This window comes from Pseudomonas sp. Irchel 3F6 (genome assembly GCF_900187595.1).
Taxonomy (GTDB): domain Bacteria; phylum Pseudomonadota; class Gammaproteobacteria; order Pseudomonadales; family Pseudomonadaceae; genus Aquipseudomonas; species Aquipseudomonas siliginis.
The window spans coordinates 175,585-194,156 of sequence record NZ_FYDP01000007.1; the positions used below are offsets into that span (position 1 = coordinate 175,585).

19 protein-coding genes are annotated in these 18,572 nt (G+C 61.8%); 6 read left to right on the forward strand and 13 right to left on the reverse strand.

What is annotated here, in order from left to right:
* Positions 1-43: 43 nt before the first annotated feature.
* The 4 genes from lptE (at position 44) to CKW30_RS21895 (ending at position 3,457) form a co-directional block, all read left to right on the forward strand.
* Positions 44-649: an LPS assembly lipoprotein LptE gene (gene lptE / locus CKW30_RS21880; protein ID WP_073475660.1), complete on the forward strand. Its 606-nt coding sequence runs from the start codon at positions 44-46 to the stop codon at positions 647-649.
* Between the two features lie 39 nt (positions 650-688).
* On the forward strand, positions 689-1,726 hold the full coding sequence (holA, locus tag CKW30_RS21885) for a DNA polymerase III subunit delta (RefSeq protein ID WP_095181897.1): 1,038 nt from the start codon (positions 689-691) through the stop codon (positions 1,724-1,726).
* A gap of 182 nt (positions 1,727-1,908) precedes the next feature.
* Complete coding sequence (gene arfA / locus CKW30_RS21890) at positions 1,909-2,073, forward strand: alternative ribosome rescue factor ArfA (RefSeq protein WP_095181898.1); 165 nt, start codon at positions 1,909-1,911, stop codon at positions 2,071-2,073.
* A 61-nt stretch (positions 2,074-2,134) separates the two neighbouring features.
* Positions 2,135-3,457 (forward strand): lytic murein transglycosylase, encoded by a 1,323-nt coding sequence (locus CKW30_RS21895; protein ID WP_095181899.1) that lies wholly within the window; start codon positions 2,135-2,137, stop codon positions 3,455-3,457.
* A 96-nt stretch (positions 3,458-3,553) separates the two neighbouring features.
* Here CKW30_RS21895 and CKW30_RS21900 read toward each other — a convergent pair whose 3' ends face one another.
* The 13 genes from CKW30_RS21900 to CKW30_RS21960 all read right to left on the reverse strand — a co-directional run bounded on the left by CKW30_RS21900 (position 3,554) and on the right by CKW30_RS21960 (position 16,097).
* Positions 3,554-4,501: an LD-carboxypeptidase gene (locus tag CKW30_RS21900; protein WP_095181900.1), complete on the reverse strand. Its 948-nt coding sequence runs from the start codon at positions 4,499-4,501 to the stop codon at positions 3,554-3,556.
* Between the two features lie 132 nt (positions 4,502-4,633).
* Positions 4,634-5,632 (reverse strand): lipoyl synthase, encoded by a 999-nt coding sequence (gene lipA, locus CKW30_RS21905; RefSeq protein WP_160768663.1) that lies wholly within the window; start codon positions 5,630-5,632, stop codon positions 4,634-4,636.
* 25 nt (positions 5,633-5,657) lie between these two features.
* Positions 5,658-6,305, reverse strand: coding sequence for a lipoyl(octanoyl) transferase LipB (lipB, locus tag CKW30_RS21910; protein WP_095181901.1), 648 nt, complete (start codon positions 6,303-6,305; stop codon positions 5,658-5,660).
* Entirely contained in the window at positions 6,305-6,580 is a 276-nt protein-coding gene (locus CKW30_RS21915) for a DUF493 domain-containing protein (RefSeq protein WP_024014446.1), read from the reverse strand. The genes lipB and CKW30_RS21915 overlap by 1 nt, the downstream gene beginning before the upstream one ends.
* Positions 6,581-6,666: 86 nt before the next feature.
* Positions 6,667-7,824, reverse strand: coding sequence for a D-alanyl-D-alanine carboxypeptidase family protein (locus tag CKW30_RS21920; RefSeq protein ID WP_095181902.1), 1,158 nt, complete (start codon positions 7,822-7,824; stop codon positions 6,667-6,669).
* 187 nt (positions 7,825-8,011) lie between these two features.
* Complete coding sequence (locus CKW30_RS21925) at positions 8,012-9,022, reverse strand: septal ring lytic transglycosylase RlpA family protein (RefSeq protein ID WP_016773027.1); 1,011 nt, start codon at positions 9,020-9,022, stop codon at positions 8,012-8,014.
* Positions 9,022-10,032 (reverse strand): lytic murein transglycosylase B, encoded by a 1,011-nt coding sequence (mltB, locus tag CKW30_RS21930; RefSeq protein WP_041477722.1) that lies wholly within the window; start codon positions 10,030-10,032, stop codon positions 9,022-9,024. Before mltB ends, CKW30_RS21925 begins: the two co-directional genes overlap by 1 nt.
* Positions 10,033-10,049: 17 nt before the next feature.
* Positions 10,050-11,153, reverse strand: coding sequence for a rod shape-determining protein RodA (gene rodA, locus CKW30_RS21935; protein WP_050977864.1), 1,104 nt, complete (start codon positions 11,151-11,153; stop codon positions 10,050-10,052).
* Positions 11,154-11,184: 31 nt separating this feature from the next.
* The gene (mrdA, locus tag CKW30_RS21940) at positions 11,185-13,080 is read right to left on the reverse strand and encodes a penicillin-binding protein 2 (protein WP_041477721.1); all 1,896 of its coding nucleotides are present in this window, start codon (positions 13,078-13,080) and stop codon (positions 11,185-11,187) included.
* Positions 13,081-13,090: 10 nt separating this feature from the next.
* A complete protein-coding gene (rlmH, locus tag CKW30_RS21945) occupies positions 13,091-13,558 on the reverse strand; it encodes a 23S rRNA (pseudouridine(1915)-N(3))-methyltransferase RlmH (protein WP_095181903.1) in 468 nt (155 codons plus the stop codon).
* Between the two features lie 9 nt (positions 13,559-13,567).
* The gene (gene rsfS, locus CKW30_RS21950) at positions 13,568-14,062 is read right to left on the reverse strand and encodes a ribosome silencing factor (protein WP_016773024.1); all 495 of its coding nucleotides are present in this window, start codon (positions 14,060-14,062) and stop codon (positions 13,568-13,570) included.
* Between the two features lie 72 nt (positions 14,063-14,134).
* Positions 14,135-14,857: a nicotinate-nucleotide adenylyltransferase gene (gene nadD / locus CKW30_RS21955; protein WP_095181904.1), complete on the reverse strand. Its 723-nt coding sequence runs from the start codon at positions 14,855-14,857 to the stop codon at positions 14,135-14,137.
* Positions 14,826-16,097, reverse strand: coding sequence for a glutamate-5-semialdehyde dehydrogenase (locus CKW30_RS21960; RefSeq protein ID WP_056790655.1), 1,272 nt, complete (start codon positions 16,095-16,097; stop codon positions 14,826-14,828). Before CKW30_RS21960 ends, nadD begins: the two co-directional genes overlap by 32 nt.
* Before the next feature lie 177 nt (positions 16,098-16,274).
* Between CKW30_RS21960 and CKW30_RS21965 the strand changes: the two genes are divergently transcribed.
* Entirely contained in the window at positions 16,275-17,000 is a 726-nt protein-coding gene (locus CKW30_RS21965; RefSeq protein WP_095181905.1) for a DNA-3-methyladenine glycosylase, read from the forward strand.
* Between the two features lie 152 nt (positions 17,001-17,152).
* Positions 17,153-18,469 carry a bifunctional DedA family/phosphatase PAP2 family protein gene (locus tag CKW30_RS21975; protein WP_041477718.1) on the forward strand — a complete coding sequence of 439 codons (1,317 nt, stop codon included), beginning with the start codon at positions 17,153-17,155 and terminating at the stop codon, positions 18,467-18,469.
* The last annotated feature ends 103 nt before the right edge of the window (positions 18,470-18,572 follow it).

An 18,572-nucleotide genomic window follows, 5' to 3' on the forward strand; every position in this document is an offset into this window, starting at 1 on the left:
GGGCCGCAGAGTCGGCTCACCTGGTTTCAAGGGGAGCAACACAATGATCAAACGCAATCTGCTGGTGATGGGCCTCGCCGTTCTGCTGAGCGCCTGCGGTTTCCAGTTGCGTGGTACCGGCACCAACGAACTGTCGATCAAGGAAATCGACCTGAGCGCGCGTAACGCTTATGGCGAAACCGTAAGACAGCTGCGTCAGACGCTGGAGTCCAGCGGCGTCAAGGTTTACAGCGGCGCGCCGTACAAGCTGTATCTGGCTGACGAACAGGAAAGCCAGCGCATCCTCAGCTATGCCGGTGCCGGGCGCACAGGCGAGTATCAGGTCAACACTGTGCTGAGCTATGACATCCGCGGCGACAAAGACCTGTCCCTGCTTAGCGATAAGCTCGAAGTGCAGAAGGTGTTCATTCACGACGGCAACAACCTCGTCGGCTCCGATCAGGAAGCCAACGACGCCCGTCATGAAATCCGTCGCGAGCTGGTGCAGCGCATGATGCTGCGCCTGTCGCAGCTGACCCCGGGCCAGTTGCAGCAACTGCAGCAAACCGCCAACGACCGCGCCAAGGCTGAAGCCGATGCGCTGGAAGCGGCGCAGAAGGCTGAGGCGGAAACTCCGCGTCAGTCGCCGCTCGAAATCCCGCAGCAGTAAGACGGCCGGGGCGCTCAGGCGCCCCGCTCGCCCTTCCTTATGAAGCTCGCTCCCGCGCAACTCGGCAAACACCTGCAAGGCGCACTTGCGCCGGTCTACATCATCAGCGGCGATGATCCGTTGCTGTGTCAGGAAGCCGCCGACGCCATCCGCACCGCTGCTCGCCAGCAAGGTTTCGACGAACGTCAGGTCTTCGCCGCCGACGCCAATTTCGATTGGGGTACGTTGCTGCAGGCCGGCGCAAGCATGTCGCTGTTCGCCGAAAAACGCCTGTTGGAACTGCGCCTGCCGTCCGGTAAGCCTGGCGATAAAGGCGCCGCCGCGCTGATCGAATACTGCTCGCGTCCTGCGGAAGACACGGTTCTGCTGATCAGCTTGCCGAAGCTCGATGGCAGCGCGCAGAAAACCAAGTGGGGCAAGGCACTGGTCGAAGGCCAACAGACCCAGTTTGTGCAGATCTGGCCGGTGGATGCCAATCAACTGCCGAGCTGGATTCGTCAGCGCCTGTCCGAGGCAGGTCTGTCGGCCAGTCAGGACGCCGTCGAATTGATTGCCGCGCGTGTCGAAGGCAACCTGCTCGCCGCCGCACAGGAAATCGAAAAGCTCAAGTTGATGGCCGAAGGTGGGCAGATCACCGTCGAAACCGTGCAGGCCGCCGTGGCCGACAGTGCCCGGTTTGACGTGTTCGGCCTGACCGACGCGGTGCTCAACGGCGAACCGGCGCACGCGTTGCGCATGCTTGAAGGCCTGCGCGGTGAAGGCGTCGAGCCGCCGGTGATCCTCTGGGCATTGGCGCGGGAGTTGCGCCTGCTGGCCAACATCTCCCTGCAATACAGCCAGGGCACGCCACTGGACAAATGCTTCAGCCAGTCGAAACCGCCGGTCTGGGACAAGCGCAAGCCGCTGATGAGCAAGGCGCTGCAACGTTACTCGGCGCAACGCTGGGCACAGTTGCTGCTCGAAGCGCAGCGCATCGATGCGCAGATCAAGGGCCAGGCGGCGGGTTCACCGTGGATGAGCCTGAGTCGGTTGGCGCTGTTGATGGCTGGCCAGCGATTGTCTTTGCCTGCCGAATAAGGCAGTCGACCGCGTAGCGTCCATTCGCGAGCAGGCTCGCTCCCACAGCTGACCGCGTACCAATGTGGGAGCGAGCCTGCTCGCGAAAGCGCCAGAATATTCCTACGCATGAGCTACTGGACAGATGCGCCACATCGGCAGATTATTCCCGGCGCAAAACCCACCACGCCGAGAGAACCCTCATGAGCAAAAAGCCAGCAAAGCATGGCCCCAACAAGGCCAAATCCATCGTCGCCCAGCCCTTGTTCCGCAGCCGCCAGGAACGACCTTCCAAGGGCAAAGGCAGCTACCGCCGCGAAGCCTTCCGGTCTGACAACCGGGAGGCTTTTTACTTTCTGGCTGCCTGAAGCGCACTACCCCTCGCTCATGTTAAGGTCTGCACCTGATTCGTTTCCCCTGGAACTGTGCATGCCCACAAGTCTTTCCCGTCGTTGGCCCGTGCGCCAATTGATCGCTGCCTCCAGCTTCATCCTGCTTGTCGCCTGCGCGGAAAAACCCACCGCCGCCGATGCACAACCGCTTCAAGCCGCCCCGGTTACCACGGCCCCAGCGATCATTCCGCCGGTAGTGCCGTCCGCCGACCCGCTCGATATTCAACCGACCCAGACCTTTGCCGAATGGCAGGCGGGCTTCCGCAAGGACGCCCTCGCCGCCGGGATTCGCCCCGAGCTGTTCGATCAGGCATTTGCCAACATCAGCTTCGACGCCAGCGTGATCCGTGCCGATCGCAGTCAGCCGGAGTTTTCCCGCCCGGTGTGGGAATACCTCGATGGTGCGCTGTCACCGCTGCGTGTACGCAAAGGCCAGGCGCTGATCAACCAGTACGCCGACATTCTGCAAAGCATCGAGCAGCGCTATGGCGTTGATCGCCAGGCACTGGTGTCGGTGTGGGGCATGGAAAGCAATTTCGGTCAGTTTCAGGGCAGCAAGTCGGTGATCAACTCGTTGGCCACTCTCGCCTACGAGGGGCGTCGTCCGGGCTTTGCTCACGCGCAATTGATTGCCGCGCTGCAGATTCTGCAACAGGGCGATATCACCCCGGAGAAAATGCTCGGCTCCTGGGCCGGCGCGATGGGCCAGACCCAGTTCATTCCGACCACTTACAACACCCACGCCGTGGACTTTGACGGTGACGGTCGCCGCGACATCTGGGGCAGCCCGGCCGATGCGCTGGCCTCGACCGCGCATTACCTGCAAAGCTCGGGCTGGCAACGCGGCCAGCCGTGGGGTTTCGAAGTGCAATTGCCGAGCGGTTTCAACTACACGCTGGCCGATGGCGCGATTCGCAAAAGCGTCGCCGAATGGCGGCAACTGGGTGTGAACCTGCCCAATGGTGCGCAGGTGCCAGCCGGCTCCGAACAACTGTCCGCTGCCCTGCTGCTGCCAGCCGGTTATCGCGGCCCGGCGTTTCTGATCCTCGACAACTTCCGGGCGATTCTCAAGTACAACAATTCGTCGTCGTATGCGCTGGCGGTGAGCCTGTTGTCCGAGCGTTTCGAAGGCGCGGGCCTGATCAATGGCAGTTGGCCCAAAGATGATCTGCCGCTGAGCCGCACCGAACGCATCGAACTGCAGACGCTATTGAGCGCGCGTAATTACGACGCTGGCACGGCGGACGGGATTATCGGCGCCAATACGCGCAAAGCGATTCGCAGTGCCCAGCAGGCGCTGGGCTGGCCGGCGGATGGTTATCCGACGCACAAGTTGCTTGAGAGCCTGCGCAACCAATAGAGCAAATCAAAAGATCGCAGCCTTCGGCAGCTCCTACAGGACGATCATCAATCCCATGTAGGAGCTGCCGAAGGCTGCGATCTTTTGCCTCCCGAATTATCGGATGACCACATCCTGCTCCAGCAGCAACTCCTGCTTCCCTGCATCCAGGCGCACCAGCGCGCCCAACGGCAGTGTCAGGTTCGGGTCGCAATGGCCACTGCGCCAACCCGACAACACCGGAATTCGCAACGGCTCAAAGGTTTGCTTGAGCAGGCGATTCAGCGCGTCGACCTCCACGCCGGCGATATCACCGACCAGCACACCGCGCAGTCTGGCCAGCTTGCCGGCCAGACGCATCTGGGTCAGCAGCCGATCAATCCGATACAGCGGCTCGTTGATGTCTTCGATAAACAGAATCACCCCTTCGACATCAATCTCGTAGGGCGTGCCGAGGGTTGCAGCAATCATCGCCAGATTGCCGCCAAGCAGCCGCCCGTGAGCGATGCCCGGTTCGACGGTTGATAATGGATGAGCCGCCGGATGGCTCAGCACACTCCCTGACTTCATTTGCCCGCGCAGCATGGCGAAGAATGAGGTGACGGTCGGCGGCTCTTTGTCGCCCAGCAGGTCGGCGTTGAGCAGCGGCCCGTGAAAGGTCACAAACCCGGCGTAGCGACTAATGGCCAGGTGCAGCGCGGTGATATCGCTGTAGCCGATAAAGGGTTTGGCGTGCCGGCTGAGCAGGTCGTAATCGATTCGGTCCAGCAGGCGCGGCGTGCCGTAGCCGCCGCGCAGGCAAATGATCGCGTCGACTTCGGGGTCAGCGAATGCCGCGTGCAGATCGCGCAGGCGTACGTCGTCACTGCCAGCCAGATAGCCGTCCTTCTCATAGACACCCGGAAACACCTTCAGCCCATAGCCGCGCGCGCGCATCCATTGCAGCGCTTTTTCAGTGTCGAGGGCGCCGGGGCCGGCAGGCGCGATGACGCCGATCGTCCCTTCGGAGGGCAGCGCCGGTACGGCTCGGTGGGCAACGAGGGTGTGGCTCGGTCGAACGGTCATCCTTGGGCTCCAGCGGTAAAGTCATGCACACACAGTAGACAGCTCAAGAGGCAAACAAAAGCCCCTTGTCTCAGGCAAAAAAATGCCCGCCGAGGAACCGTCCTCGGCGGGCATTTTTACATCAGCAGTGAATCAGGAACCCAGCAGCTCGGCCTTGACCAGCTTCGCCTGCTCGTCGGCGTGGTACGAGGAACGTACCAGCGGGCCAGACGCAACGTTCTTGAAGCCCATCTTGTAACCTTCTTCGGCGAACCAGGCGAAGGTGTCCGGGTGCACGAAACGCTGCACCGGCAAGTGGCTGCGCGACGGTTGCAGGTATTGACCGAGGGTCAGCATGTCGATGTCGTGTTCGCGCATGCGCTTCATGACTTCGATGACTTCCTCGTCAGTCTCGCCCAGACCCAGCATCAGGCCGGATTTGGTCGGGATATGCGGCATCATCTGCTTGAAGCGTTGCAGCAGGGTCAGCGACCACTGATAGTCCGAACCCGGACGCGCAGCCTTGTACAGGCGTGGCACGGTTTCCAGGTTGTGGTTGAACACATCCGGCGGCTCGGCAGCGGTGATTTCCAGGGCGATGTCCATGCGGCCACGGTAGTCCGGGACCAGGGTCTCGAGCTGCACGTTCGGCGACAGTTTGCGGATTTCGCGGATGCAGTCGGCGAAGTGCTGGGCACCGCCATCACGCAGGTCGTCGCGGTCCACCGAAGTGATCACCACGTACTTTAGCTTGAGGTCGGCGATGGCGATGGCCAGGCTTTCCGGCTCGTTGACGTCCAGTGGCTTCGGACGACCGTGGCCAACGTCGCAGAACGGGCAGCGACGGGTGCAGATGTCGCCCATGATCATGAAGGTCGCAGTACCGCCGGAGAAGCATTCGCCGAGGTTCGGGCAGGACGCTTCTTCGCAGACACTGTGCAGCTTGTGCTTGCGCAGCAGGCTCTTGATGCGGTCGACTTCCGGCGAAACCGGGATGCGCACGCGGATCCAGTCGGGTTTCTTCGGCAGTTCGGTAGTCGGGATGATCTTGACCGGGATGCGTGCAACCTTCTCGGCGCCGCGCAGCTTGACGCCGGCTTCAACCTTGGGACGCGGGGCCGGGCGCTCGGTCACGTCGAGCGTCGGGATCATGGTTTGCACTGCATCAGTAGTCATATCAGTCGATTCCGCCCGTGAGGGTCGTCTGCTCAGCATAGTCGAGGTGTTTGACGAGCTGCGCGCGCAGCCGGGCACTTACCTCGGCAAATTCAATCGATCCTGCGTGATCGCTCAGCTGGGTCATGGCCAGCCCGGCGTAGCCGCAGGGATTAATCCGTCGAAACGGTTCCAGGTTCATATCCACGTTCAGGGCCAGGCCATGAAAGGAACAACCGTGGCGAATGCGCAAACCCAGAGAAGCGATTTTCGCTCCATCGACGTACACGCCGGGAGCATCTGGCTTGGCGGCGGCGCTAACGCCGTAGCTGGCCAGCAGTTCGATGAGGCAGGCTTCCATGCGGCTGACCAGATCGCGCACGCCGAAACCCAGCTTGCGCACATCCAGTAACAGATAGGCCACCAGTTGCCCGGGGCCATGATAAGTCACTTGGCCGCCACGATCGACCTGCACCACCGGAATATCTCCCGGCAGCAACAGGTGTTCGGCCTTGCCGGCCTGGCCCTGAGTGAACACCGGCGGGTGTTCGACGAGCCAGATTTCGTCGGCGGCATCGCTGCCGCGTTCGTTGGTAAAGCGCTGCATGGCATGCCAGACCGGCTCGTAAGGCATCTGGCCCAGTTCGCGAAAGCCCAGCGTGCCGTGCATCACAACACCATGTGCACGATGCCGGAAGCCCGCAGTTCGCTGTTGATGTTGTACAGCTGATCCTGGTCGGTGGCGACGATGTGCAACTGGATGGTGGTGTATTTGCCGTTGCTGCTTTGACGCTCGTCGATGCGCTCATCATTGATGGTCGCGTGTTTCAGGACGATCGCGATGATCTTGTCCTTGTTGCCAACACCCGTATCGCTGATCACCTTGATCGGATAATCAGTCTGGGGAAATTCGATCTTTGGCGCCTTTACTTCGGTATCGGTCATGGCGTAACGGCCTCTATAGCGCAAGCCGTGGTAACGCACATGGCCCCGCACCGGATCGGGGCGGGGCCATGCAGGTCAACACAAAATCAATTGAACAAGCCGTAGAAGAATAGACGGATGCTATCCCACATGCGGCGGAAGATACCACCCTCCTCGACGCCGTCCAGAGCGATCAGGTCAGCGCTGTGCACCACCTTGTCTTCCAGTTTGACTTCGACTTTACCGATCACGTCGCCCTTGGCGATTGGCGCAACCAGTTGCGGGTTCATGGTCATGCTGGCAGCGAGTTTCTTCAGCTGGCCTTTTGGCAGAGTCATGGTCAGGTCTTGCGCCAGACCGGCCTTGACCTGGCTGGTGTTGCCTTTCCATACCGGCGCCTGCGCCAGTTCAGTGCCCTTCTGGTAGAAGGTCTGGGTTTCGAAGAAGCGGAAACCATAGGTCAGCAACTTCTGGGTTTCAGCGGCGCGAGCCACTTCGCTGTTGGTGCCGAACACCACGGCGATCAGGCGCTGGCCGTCACGTACCGCCGAGGACACCATGCAGTAGCCGGCTTCATCGGTGTGGCCGGTTTTCAGACCGTCAACGGTCTTGTCGCGCCACAGCAGCAGGTTGCGGTTAGGCTGCTTGATGCCGTTCCAGAAGAACTCTTTCTGCGAGTAGATCGCATAGTGAGCCGGGTCTTCGTGGATGATCGCACGGGCCAGGATCGCCATGTCGTGCGCCGACGAGTAGTGCTCAGGGTTTGGCAGACCGGTCGGGTTCATGAAGTGGGTATTGGTCATGCCCAGTTCGGTGACGGTCTTGTTCATCAGATCGGCGAACGCGTCTTCGCTGCCGGCGATGTGCTCGGCCAGGGCGACGCTGGCGTCGTTACCGGACTGGATGATGATGCCGTGCAGCAGGTCGCTGACAGTCACCTGCGAACCGACCTTGATGAACATCCGCGAACCGCCGGTGCGCCAGGCGTTTTCGCTGACGGTCACCGGATCGTTTTCACCGATCTGGCCGCGACGGATTTCCAGGGTCGCGATGTACGCGGTCATCAGCTTGGTCAGGCTGGCCGGTGGCAGACGCTGGTCGCCGTTGTTTTCGACCAGCACGTTGCCGCTGCTGGCGTCCATCAGAACGTAGGCCTTGGCGGCCAGTTGTGGTGGCGACGGCATCATCTCGGCCGCGAAGGCGGCTGGCGAGAGGAGCAGCGGGACTAGCAGACACAGGCGTTTGGCAAAGGTGGTGATGTTCATCCGTCTCTCGAAATCGCTAATGGAAACTTGCCCGAAGGCAAAACTTATTCAGACAGCCTTCTAACGGGCCATCGCGTGTTCAGTTGCTCACTCCAGTCACCCTTGCCGGGCTTTTGTTCTTCGACGAGCCAACAACCTGGTTCACCCCCCGAATACCGCAAGTGAACCGTCAATCAAGGTCTACGTGTTACTCGGTGACCACGCTGGGCGAACCCAGATTGGCCAGCCGCACACTGTTCTGCACCTGGGCGATCTCACCCGGCGAGCCGATCGGCCCCAGGCGTACCCGGTGCAGGGTCTGCTGATTGCGCACGATCGAGCTGATGAACACCGGCGCGCTCACCATCCCGCTGAGCTTCGACCTCAGCAGCTCGGCAGCGTCCGGGTTGGCGAACGCGCCCACCTGCAGATACTGGCCAGACGCTGGTGCAGAAGCGTTTTTTTTTGCATCGATCTGCACGGGCACCACGGCCGCGGCGTGTTGCTGCGGCGGCGGCGTCCATTGCTCGACGGTACCGGCCGACGCGGTGATGACCGGGGCGCTATTCTGCGCCACTTGCGGCTCATTGAGCATCAGCGGCGCCGGACGGCCCTTGGCCGCCCACCACTGCTGCGGATCGATGCCTTCGACCTTGACCCGTGCGGTGCCGGTTTCGGCATAGCCGAGCTTCTTCGCCGCAGCATAAGACAAGTCAATGATGCGATCGGAATAGAACGGCCCACGGTCGTTGACGCGCAGGATCACGGTCTTGTTGTTGTCCAGGTTGGTCACCCGGACGTAACTTGGCAGCGGCAAGGTCTTGTGCGCGGCACTCATGCCGTACAGGTCATACACTTCGCCGTTGGCGGTGTTCTGGCCATGGAACTTGGTGCCGTACCAGGACGCCGTACCCGAAGCCACGTAGGTCTTGGATTCCTGCAACGGAAAGTAGGTCTTGCCCAGCACGGTGTACGGGTTGGCCTTGTACGGGCCGGTGTGCAGGGTCGGTGTCGCATCCGGGATGCGCGAAACATCGACATCCCACCACGGCGCGCCGTCTTTGTGCGCGCGGTTGATGTCCAGGCCCGGTTGGGCGCGGACAGCGGTGGACGGGGTTTTCTGCGTCGGCGTGCGGCTGGTCGTGCAACTGGCGACCAGGACTGCCAACGCAGCGAAAGCCACCAGCTTCAGGGGTTTATTGTTAGGCAATGCCTGCATTACTTGACGCCCCGTGCTTGTACCAGCTGTTCAGACAGTTGATGTACGGCCATGGCGTACATCACGCTGCGGTTATAACGCGTGATCGCGTAGAAATTCTGCAGGCCCATCCAGTATTCAGGGCCGTTGTCGCCTTCGAGGCGAAATGCGGTAACCGGCATATCATCGCGCAGCGCATCATGACTTGACCAGCCCAGCGCCCGCAACTCTGCGACCGTTTTCACCGGTTCGATACCAGTAGTCAGGCCTTCATCAACCTGCTCGCCGCGCACATCGGCGCGGCTGACCACCGGTTCGCCGGCGACCCAGCCGTGACGCTTGAAGTAGCTGGCGACGCTGCCAATGGCATCGTCCGGGTTGTTCCAGATATTGATGTGGCCGTCACCGTCGAAATCCACCGCGTAGGCGCGAAAGCTGCTCGGCATGAACTGCGGCAGGCCCATGGCCCCGGCGTACGAGCCTTTCAGGGTCAGTGGATCGACCTGCTCTTCGCGGGCCAGCAGCAGGAACTCACGCAGTTCCTTGCGGAAAAATTCGGCACGGGGAGGATAGTCGAAGCCGAGGGTCGATAAAGCATCGATCACGCGGAAATTACCGGTATTACGTCCGAAAAAGGTCTCGACGCCGATGATCGACACGATCACTTGTGCCGGCACGCCGTATTCCTGCTCGGCACGGGCCAGGGTCGCCTCGTGCTGACGCCAGAAGTCGACACCACGGGCGATGCGCGCGTCGGTGATGAACATCGGACGATATTCGTTCCACTGCTTGACCCGTTCGGCGGGTCTGGAGATGGCGTCGAGAATCGACTGCTTGCGCTGCGCCTCGCGGAACACACCCATCAGTTGTTCACCGGCGAAACCGTAGTCGCGGGTCATTTCGCCGACGAATTCGGCCACCTGCGGCGAGCCTTCATAGTCGCCGGCCAGCGCTTCCTGCACGCTCCCCAGCAGGCCCACCAGGCCAACCAGCGGCGCGCATCGAGTCGCCCAGCCACGCATTACTTGCATTGCACTCTTCACCTTATTCAAACCTGTGCGATCCACTTGCGATGGGTATGGATCGACATCAAAACCCCAAACGCTGACAGCAGCGTCACCAGCGAAGTTCCTCCGTAGCTAATGAACGGCAACGGCACCCCCACGACCGGTAACAGGCCACTGACCATACCGATGTTGACGAAAACGTAAACAAAAAAAGTCATGGTCAACGCGCCGGCGAGCAATTTGCCGAACAGCGTTTGCGCCTGAGCGGTGATCACCAGCCCGCGACCGATCAACAACAGATAGATCAGCAGCAGCGCGCAAATCCCCACCAGACCGAACTCTTCGCCAAGCACGGCAATGATGAAGTCGGTGTGGCTTTCCGGGAGAAAGTCCAGGTGTGACTGGGTGCCGAGCAGCCAGCCTTTGCCGAATACGCCACCGGAACCGATCGCGGCTTTCGACTGGATGATGTTCCAGCCGGTGCCGAGCGGATCGCTTTCCGGGTCGAGGAAAGTCAGGACACGCTGCTTCTGATAGTCGTGCATGACGAAGAACCACATCGCCACCGACACCGGCACCGCCGCCGCCAATACGCTGAGAATCCAGCGCCAGCGCAGGCCGCCCATGAACAGGACGAAGGCGCCACCGGCAAGAATCAGCAACGAGGTACCGAGATCCGGCTGGCGCACGATCAGAATGAACGGCACGCCAATCAGCATCAGGCTGATGCCGACGTGCTTGAGCTGCGGCGGCAAGGTGCGTTTGGACAGATACCAGGCGATGGTCGCCGGCATCAGGATCTTCATGAACTCCGAGGGCTGGAAGCGGATCACCCCGGGGATGTTGATCCAGCGCGTGGCGCCCATGGCGTTGTGGCCCATGATGTCGACGACGATCAGCAATATCACGCCGATCACGTAACCGAGCGGCACCCAGCGCGCCATGAAACGCGGTTCGAACTGGGCGATGACGATCATCGCCACCAGACCGATGCCGAACGACGTGGCCTGCTTGCCGAGCAGGTCCCAGCTCTTGCCGCTGGCCGAATACAGCACGAACAGGCTGCCGGCGGCGAGGATCAGCAACAGGATCAACAGCGGGCCATCGATATGCAGTCTTTGCAGCAACGTCGCGCGGCGACGCATCACATCCTCGCTGGAGAGCATGCGATCGAAGTTATTCATCACGGGCCGGGGCCTCCGCAGTGATAGGGCTGGCGTACTCGGCTTTCAGGTGGCCGTCCTGGTCGAGCAACCAGGCGTCCATGACCTGGCGCACCACGGGCGCGGCAACGCCGGAACCGGACTCACCGTTCTCGACCATCACCGACACGACGATTTTCGGATCATCGGCCGGGGCGAAGCCGACGAACAGGGCGTGGTCGCGGTGGCGTTCCTGGACCTTGGAGCGGTCGTATTTCTCGCCCTGCTTGATCGCCACCACCTGCGCGGTACCCGACTTGCCGGCGATGCGGTATTGCGCGCCGATCGCCGCTTTGCGCGCGGTACCACGGGCACCGTGCATCACCTGCTGCATGCCATGGTTGACCTTGTTCCAGTCGGACGGGTCGCGCAGGATGATGTTCGGCATCGGGTTTTCATCCACCGGCTTCACCCCGTCGAGGGACTTGGCCAGATGCGGACGGTTCCAGATGCCCTTGTTGGCCACCAGCGCCGTGGCCTGGGCCAGTTGCAGCGGCGTCGACTGCATGTAGCCCTGGCCGATCCCGAGAATCAGGGTTTCGCCGGGGAACCACGCCTGTTTGCGCGTCGCCCGTTTCCATTCGCGGGACGGCATCAGGCCCGGGGACTCTTCGAACATGTCCAGCGAGACCTTCTGGCCGATGCCGAACTTGTTCATATAGGTAGACAGCCGATCGATGCCGAGCTTGTGCGCAAGGTCATAGAAGTAGGTGTCGTTGGAACGCATGATCGCCGTGTCGAGGTCGACGAAGCCGTCACCAGTGCGATTCCAGTTGCGATACTTGTGGTCGTAGTTGGGCAGCATGTAATAGCCCGGGTCGAACACCCGGCTCGAAGCCGTGACTACGCCGGCGTCGAGACCGGCAATTGCCACCGCCGGTTTGATCGTCGAGCCCGGCGGGTACAGACCGCGCAGCACGCGGTTGAACAACGGCCGGTCGATGGAATCGCGCAACTCGGCGTAGGCCTTGAAGCTGATACCGGTGACGAACAGATTGGGGTCGAAACTCGGCTGACTGACCATCGCCAGCACTTCGCCGGTTTTCGGATCGAGCGCCACCACCGCGCCACGTCGCCCGCCCAGCGCGGCCTCGGCGGCTTCCTGCAACTTGATGTCGAGGCTCAGGACGATGTCCTTGCCGGGAATCGGATCGGTGCGTTTGAGCACGCGCAATACGCGGCCACGGGCGTTGGTCTCGACTTCCTCGTAACCGACCTGACCGTGCAATTCCGGCTCGTAGAAACGCTCGATGCCGGTCTTGCCGATGTGGTGGGTGCCGCTGTAGTTGACCGGATCCAGCGACTTCAGCTCTTTCTCGTTGATCCGCCCCATGTAGCCCACCGAATGCGCAAAATGCGCGCCCTGCGGGTAATGCCGGACCAGTTGCGCGACCACTTCCACCCCGGGCAGGCGGAACTGGTTCACCGCAATGCGGGCGATCTGCTCTTCGGTCAGCTCGAACAGGATCGGCACCGGCTCGAACGGCCGACGGCCCTGACGCATGCGTTTCTCGAAGATCACCCGGTCCTCGGGCGTCAGCTCCAGCACCTCGACGATGACGTCGAGCACCTGTTGCCAGTCGCCGGAGCGCTCGCGGGTCATGCTCAGGCTGAAGCTCGGCCGGTTGTCGGCCACGACCACGCCGTTGCGATCGAAAATCAGCCCGCGCGTCGGCGGAATCGGCTGCACGTGGACGCGGTTGTTTTCCGACAGGGTCGAGTGGTACTCGTACTGGATCACCTGCAGGTAATACAGACGCGCGATCAGCACACAGATCAGCGCCACGATCACGATCGCACCGAACACGACACGGCTGCGCACCAGACGGGCGTCCTTTTCGTGGTCCTTGATGCGGATCGGCTGAGACATGAGGGCAGGCTTACTTGTGGTAAGGGTGGCCGGACAACACGGTCCAGGCACGGTACAACTGTTCGCCGATCAGGATCCGCACCAGCGGGTGCGGCAAGGTCAGCGGCGACAACGACCAGCGCTGGTCAGCGCGGGCACAGACTTCCGGTGCCAGCCCTTCCGGGCCGCCGACCATGAAGTTGACCGTGCGCGAATCCAGGCGCCAGCGATCGAGTTCGACCGCCAGTTGCTCGGTGCTCCACGGCTTGCCGTGAACCTCCAGCGTGACGACCCGCTCGTTGTGCCCGACCTTGGCCAGCATGGCTTCGCCTTCCTGGCGGATGAAACGGGCCACGTCGGCATTCTTGCCACGGGTGTTGAGCGGAATTTCCACCAGTTCCAGCGCCAGTTCGGACGGAAGACGCTTGGCATATTCATGCCAGCCTTCTTCCACCCACTTGGGCATGCGTGAACCGACGGCGATCAGGCGCAGTCGCACAGCAATCCCTTAGAACTGGTCTTTATTGAGCTTGGTGAAATGCTCGTGGGTGTTCTCCGGGCTGTGGTGCTTGGCATCGGCCGCACGGCTTTGCTCGGCACCGGCCCACAGGCGCTCCAGGTCGTAGAACTGACGCGCCGAGGCAGTCATCATGTGCACGATCACCAGATCGAGGTCGAGCAGTACCCAATCGCTGTCGCCCTTGCCTTCTTCGCCCAGCGGCTTGGCGCCCTGCTTTTTCACTTCCTCGCGGACCTTGTCGAGCATCGCGTTGATCTGGCGATTGGAGGTACCGGTGGCGATGATCATGTAGTCAGTGATGCTCTGCTTGTCGCGCACATCGATGATCTGGATGTCCTGGGCCTTGACGTCTTCCAGCGCAGCGACGGCAATCTTGACCAGTTCGTCGCCCTTGAGCGGCTCGTTGGTGTTGACGGCTTCCGGCAGTGGTGCGCTCTTGAACGTGCCTTTGCGCTTTACTTTCGGTAGATCTTTATCAGTCATATGTAACTCGTTTTGCTCATGTATTCGGCGGCTTGGGGATACGGTGATCCGTATCGGTGAAGCACGCCTTGTTCAGTTCGACGCACGGTACAGACCGTGCGCATCGATGTAGGCCAGGACCGCGTCGGGCACCAGGAAACGTACCGACTTACCGCTGGCCAGCAGTTGACGGATCTGGGTGGCGGAAACCGCGAGCGGTGTCTGCCAGACGAATGCAATCTGTCCGCTCGGCCCTTTCAGGGCCAGCGGGTCGCTCACCGAACGCGCTGCCAGCAGGTTGCGCAAGGCATCCGGCGGTTCGCTGTCGGCGTCCGGGCGCTGTAGCACCAGGATGTGGCAATGCTGGAGCAACTCTTCCCAGCGGTGCCAAGTGGGCAGGCCGCAAAATGCGTCCCAGCCCAAAAGCAGAAAAACCTGGGTCTCGGCGGGCATCTCTGCGCGCAGCGACTCCAGGGTATCGATGGTCCAGGACGGTTTGTCCCGCTGCAATTCGCGGGCGTCCACCACCAGCGGCGGCAATCCGGCCACCGCGCACTCGACCATCGCCAGCCGGTCCTGCGCCGACACCTGCGGCGTACCGCGATGTGGCGGCCGCGCGTTCGGCATCAGGCGCAACTCGTCCAGCGTCAGCGCTTCGACAACTTCCAGCGCGCCACGCAAATGGCCGATATGCACCGGGTCGAACGTACCGCCCAGCACGCCAATGCGTTGCGGGCGCGACTCGCTGCCGGTGTGCGGCGCTGTCAGGTCGAGGTCGGTCAAGTCAGACCGTCGCCTGGCCGCGCAACTGGCCATCGCCGACCACGATGTACTTCTCGCAGGTCAGCCCCTCAAGCCCGACCGGGCCGCGGGCGTGCAGCTTATCAGTAGAAATGCCGATCTCGGCACCCAATCCGTATTCAAATCCATCGGCAAAGCAGGTCGGCGTGTTGATCATCACCGAGGCCGAGTCGACTTCCGCCACGAACCGGCGGGTGTCAGCGAGGTTTTCGCTGACGATCGAGTCGGTGTGATGGGAGCCGTAATGGTTGATGTGTTCGATCGCCTGCTCCAGACCGTCGACCACGCGGATCGACAGAATCGGCGCCAGGTACTCGGTGTGCCAGTCGTCTTCGCAGGCCGCGACCGCTTCGATGATCGCCCGGGTGCGCTCGCAACCACGCAGTTCGACGCCTTTGTCGCGGAACTGCGCGGCCATCGAAGGCAGGAAATCCCTGGCAACAGCCTGATCGACCAGCAGGGTTTCCATCGCGCCGCAGATGCCATAACGGTAGGTCTTGGCGTTGAAGGCGATGCTTTGGGCTTTGGCCAGATCGGCATGTTCACTGACGTAAACGTGGCAGATGCCGTCCAGGTGCTTGATCACCGGTACGCGAGCATCGCGGCTGATGCGTTCGATCAGGCCACGACCGCCACGGGGCACGATGACGTCGACGTATTCCGGCATGCTGATCAGCGCGCCGACGGCGGCACGGTCGGTGGTTTCGACCACTTGCACCACGGCGGCGGGCAGTTCGGCCTCGGCCAGACCGCGCTGAATGCACGCGGCAATCGCGCGATTGGAATGAATTGCCTCGGAGCCACCGCGCAGGATGGTCGCGTTGCCGGACTTCAGGCACAGACTGGCGGCATCGATGGTCACGTTCGGACGGGATTCGTAGATGATCCCGATCACGCCCAGCGGTACACGCATCTTGCCGACCTGAATACCCGACGGACGGAAGCTCATGTCGCGGATCGCACCGACCGGATCCGCCAGTGCAGCAACCTGACGCAAGCCGACGATCATGCCGTCGATGCGTGCCGGGGTCAGTTCCAGACGCTCCAGCAGCGCCGGCTCCAGACCGTTGGCGCGACCGGCAGCCAGATCCAGCTCATTGGCGGCGGCCAGCTCGGCGCGCGCAGCGTCCAGAGCATTGGCGGCAGCCTGCAAGGCGCGGTTTTTCTGCGCGGTGCTGGCGCGACCGATGACCTTGGAGGCAGCGCGGGCGGCGCGACCCAATCGGGTCATGTAGTCAAGAACGGACTCAGTCATGGTCTGCTGGGGCCTTGGCAAAGAGGAAAGCGGCAGATTATAGCTGTCGCGTCCCGGGACTAACAGCGGTGACGGGCGGATGGTCGAAATGAGCTGCGTTTGCCCGTCGTTCAGACGTAATTAAGCTCAGCGTTGTTATCATCACGACCTCTTGAGCCTGGATAAACCTTGCCCATCATGACCAACGTGCCCCTTTGCCCCGAGTCCGCGCGCCTGCCCGTGGGCCTGCCGGACAGTTTTTTCGACCGCGACGCCCAGGTGCTGGCGCAGGCGCTGCTCGGCAAAGTCATCCGCCATCGCGTCGGCGATCTGTGGCTGAGTGCGCGAATCATCGAAACCGAAGCCTATTACTGCGCGGAAAAAGGCAGCCACGCCTCGCTCGGCTATACAGAAAAGCGTAAGGCTTTGTTTCTGGATGGCGGCCACATCTATATGTACTACGCACGCGGCGGTGATTCGCTGAACTTCAGTGCGCAGGGGCCGGGCAACGCCGTGCTGATCAAATCTGCCTATCCGTGGGTCGATGAAGTGAGCGGTCCGGCGAGTCTGGCGCAGATGTTGCTGAACAATCCCGATGCCCAGGGCCGACCGCGTCCGACACAGAAGCTCTGCGCCGGACAGACCCTGCTGTGCAAGGCGCTGGGTTTGAAAGTGCCGATGTGGGACGCCAAGCGTTTCGATCATGAACTGTTGCTGGTCGAGGACCCGGGACCGCCACCCGCGCAGATCATTCAAACCACCCGGTTGGGCATTCCGCTGGGCCGTGATGAACACTTGATGTATCGCTTCGTTGACGCTGCGTATGCGCAATGGTGCACGCGGAACCCGCTGCGACGGGGTCAGGTCGAAGGCCGGGATTATTTCCTGCTTCCCGGCGCTGAAGCCGAATCCGCTAATAAATGATGTCCCCCTGTGGGAGCGAGCCTGCTCGCGAAGGGGTCGTGCCAGCCAACGCTTCTATCGTCTGACACAGCGTATTCGCGAGCAGGCTCGCTCCCACAGGTCAGCAGTCCACCGCGAAACAATTACTTAAAGAATGAATGGAGTTTTTCTGTATGGGCCCATGGCTCGATAGCATCACCGGATGGCTCGGCGCCAATCCGCAGTGGTTGGCCGCAGCGGTGTTCATCGTCGCGTGCGTGGAATGTCTGGCGATCGCCGGGCTGATCGTGCCGGGCACGGTGCTGTTGTTCGGCGTGGCGGTACTGGCCGGCAGTGGCGCGCTGTCATTGAGCGAAACGCTGCTGCTGGGCTTTCTTGGCGGCATCCTCGGCGACTTGATCTCGTACTTCCTGGGGCGGCATTTCCATCAGAACATCCGCCGCCTGCCGGGCCTGCGCCATCACCCGGAATGGATGGCCGGCGCCGAGTCGTACTTCCAGCGCTATGGCATCGCCAGCTTGCTGGTCGGGCGTTTCATCGGCCCGCTACGACCAATGCTGCCAATGGTCGCCGGGATGTGCGACATGCCCTTCCCGCGTTTTTTCGCCGTCAGCCTGTTGGCCGCTGCTGGCTGGAGCCTGGCTTATCTGCTGCCGGGCTGGGCCACCGGCGCGGCGTTCCGTCTGCCATTGCCTGAAGGGTTCTGGCTGGAGGCCGGGATTGTCGCCGCCAGCATCGCGGTGATGGTCGGCCTGAGCGTCAACAGCAGCGTGCGCCGCCATCGTCGCGCGACGATCTGGATCGGCGGCATGAGCCTGCTGATCCTGATCGGTCTGTTCATCGGCTATCCATACCTCACCGCGCTCGACAACGGCGTGATGACCCTGGTGCAGGAGCACCGCCAGCCAGCGCTGGACGAAATCGCCGTGACGCTGACCCTGATCGGCGAATTCCGCAACATGCTGCTGTTCAGTGCACTGCTCGTCATTCTGCTGGTGCTGTGCAAGCAGTGGCGCCAGGCAATGTTCGCGGGCGCCACCATGTTGGTCACCGCAATGGCCAATACCGGAACCAAGTATTTTTTCGCCCGGGTGCGCCCGGAAGTGCTCAGCGATCCATTGACCACCTACAGCATGCCCAGCGGCCACGCTTCTGGCGCATTCGCCCTGTTCCTGACGCTGGGTGTACTCGCCGGACGCGGTCAGCCGCCGCGCATGCGCCTGACCTGGCTGCTGATTGCCTGCATCCCGGCACTCTCTATCGCCCTGTCGCGGGTGTATCTCGGCGCGCACTGGCCAACCGACATATTGGCCGGGGCGATGCTCGCCAGTTGTGTGTGTGCTGCGATGCTGTGGTTGAGCCAACGGCAGGCGTCCCTTAATGCAATGCCGTTCAAGATCTGGTGGCTGATCCTGCCATCGATGGTTGCTCTGTTCGGCTTCTTCGTACTGCGCCACTTGCCACATACATTGTTGCGTTACGCCTACTAAACCAGACAACTCACAAGCCAGATTTTTTATACGCCGCTCTTTTGGAATATTCCGACAAGAGCGGCGTTGATTACCTACGCAAACTTCCCCTCCTGCGGTTAAC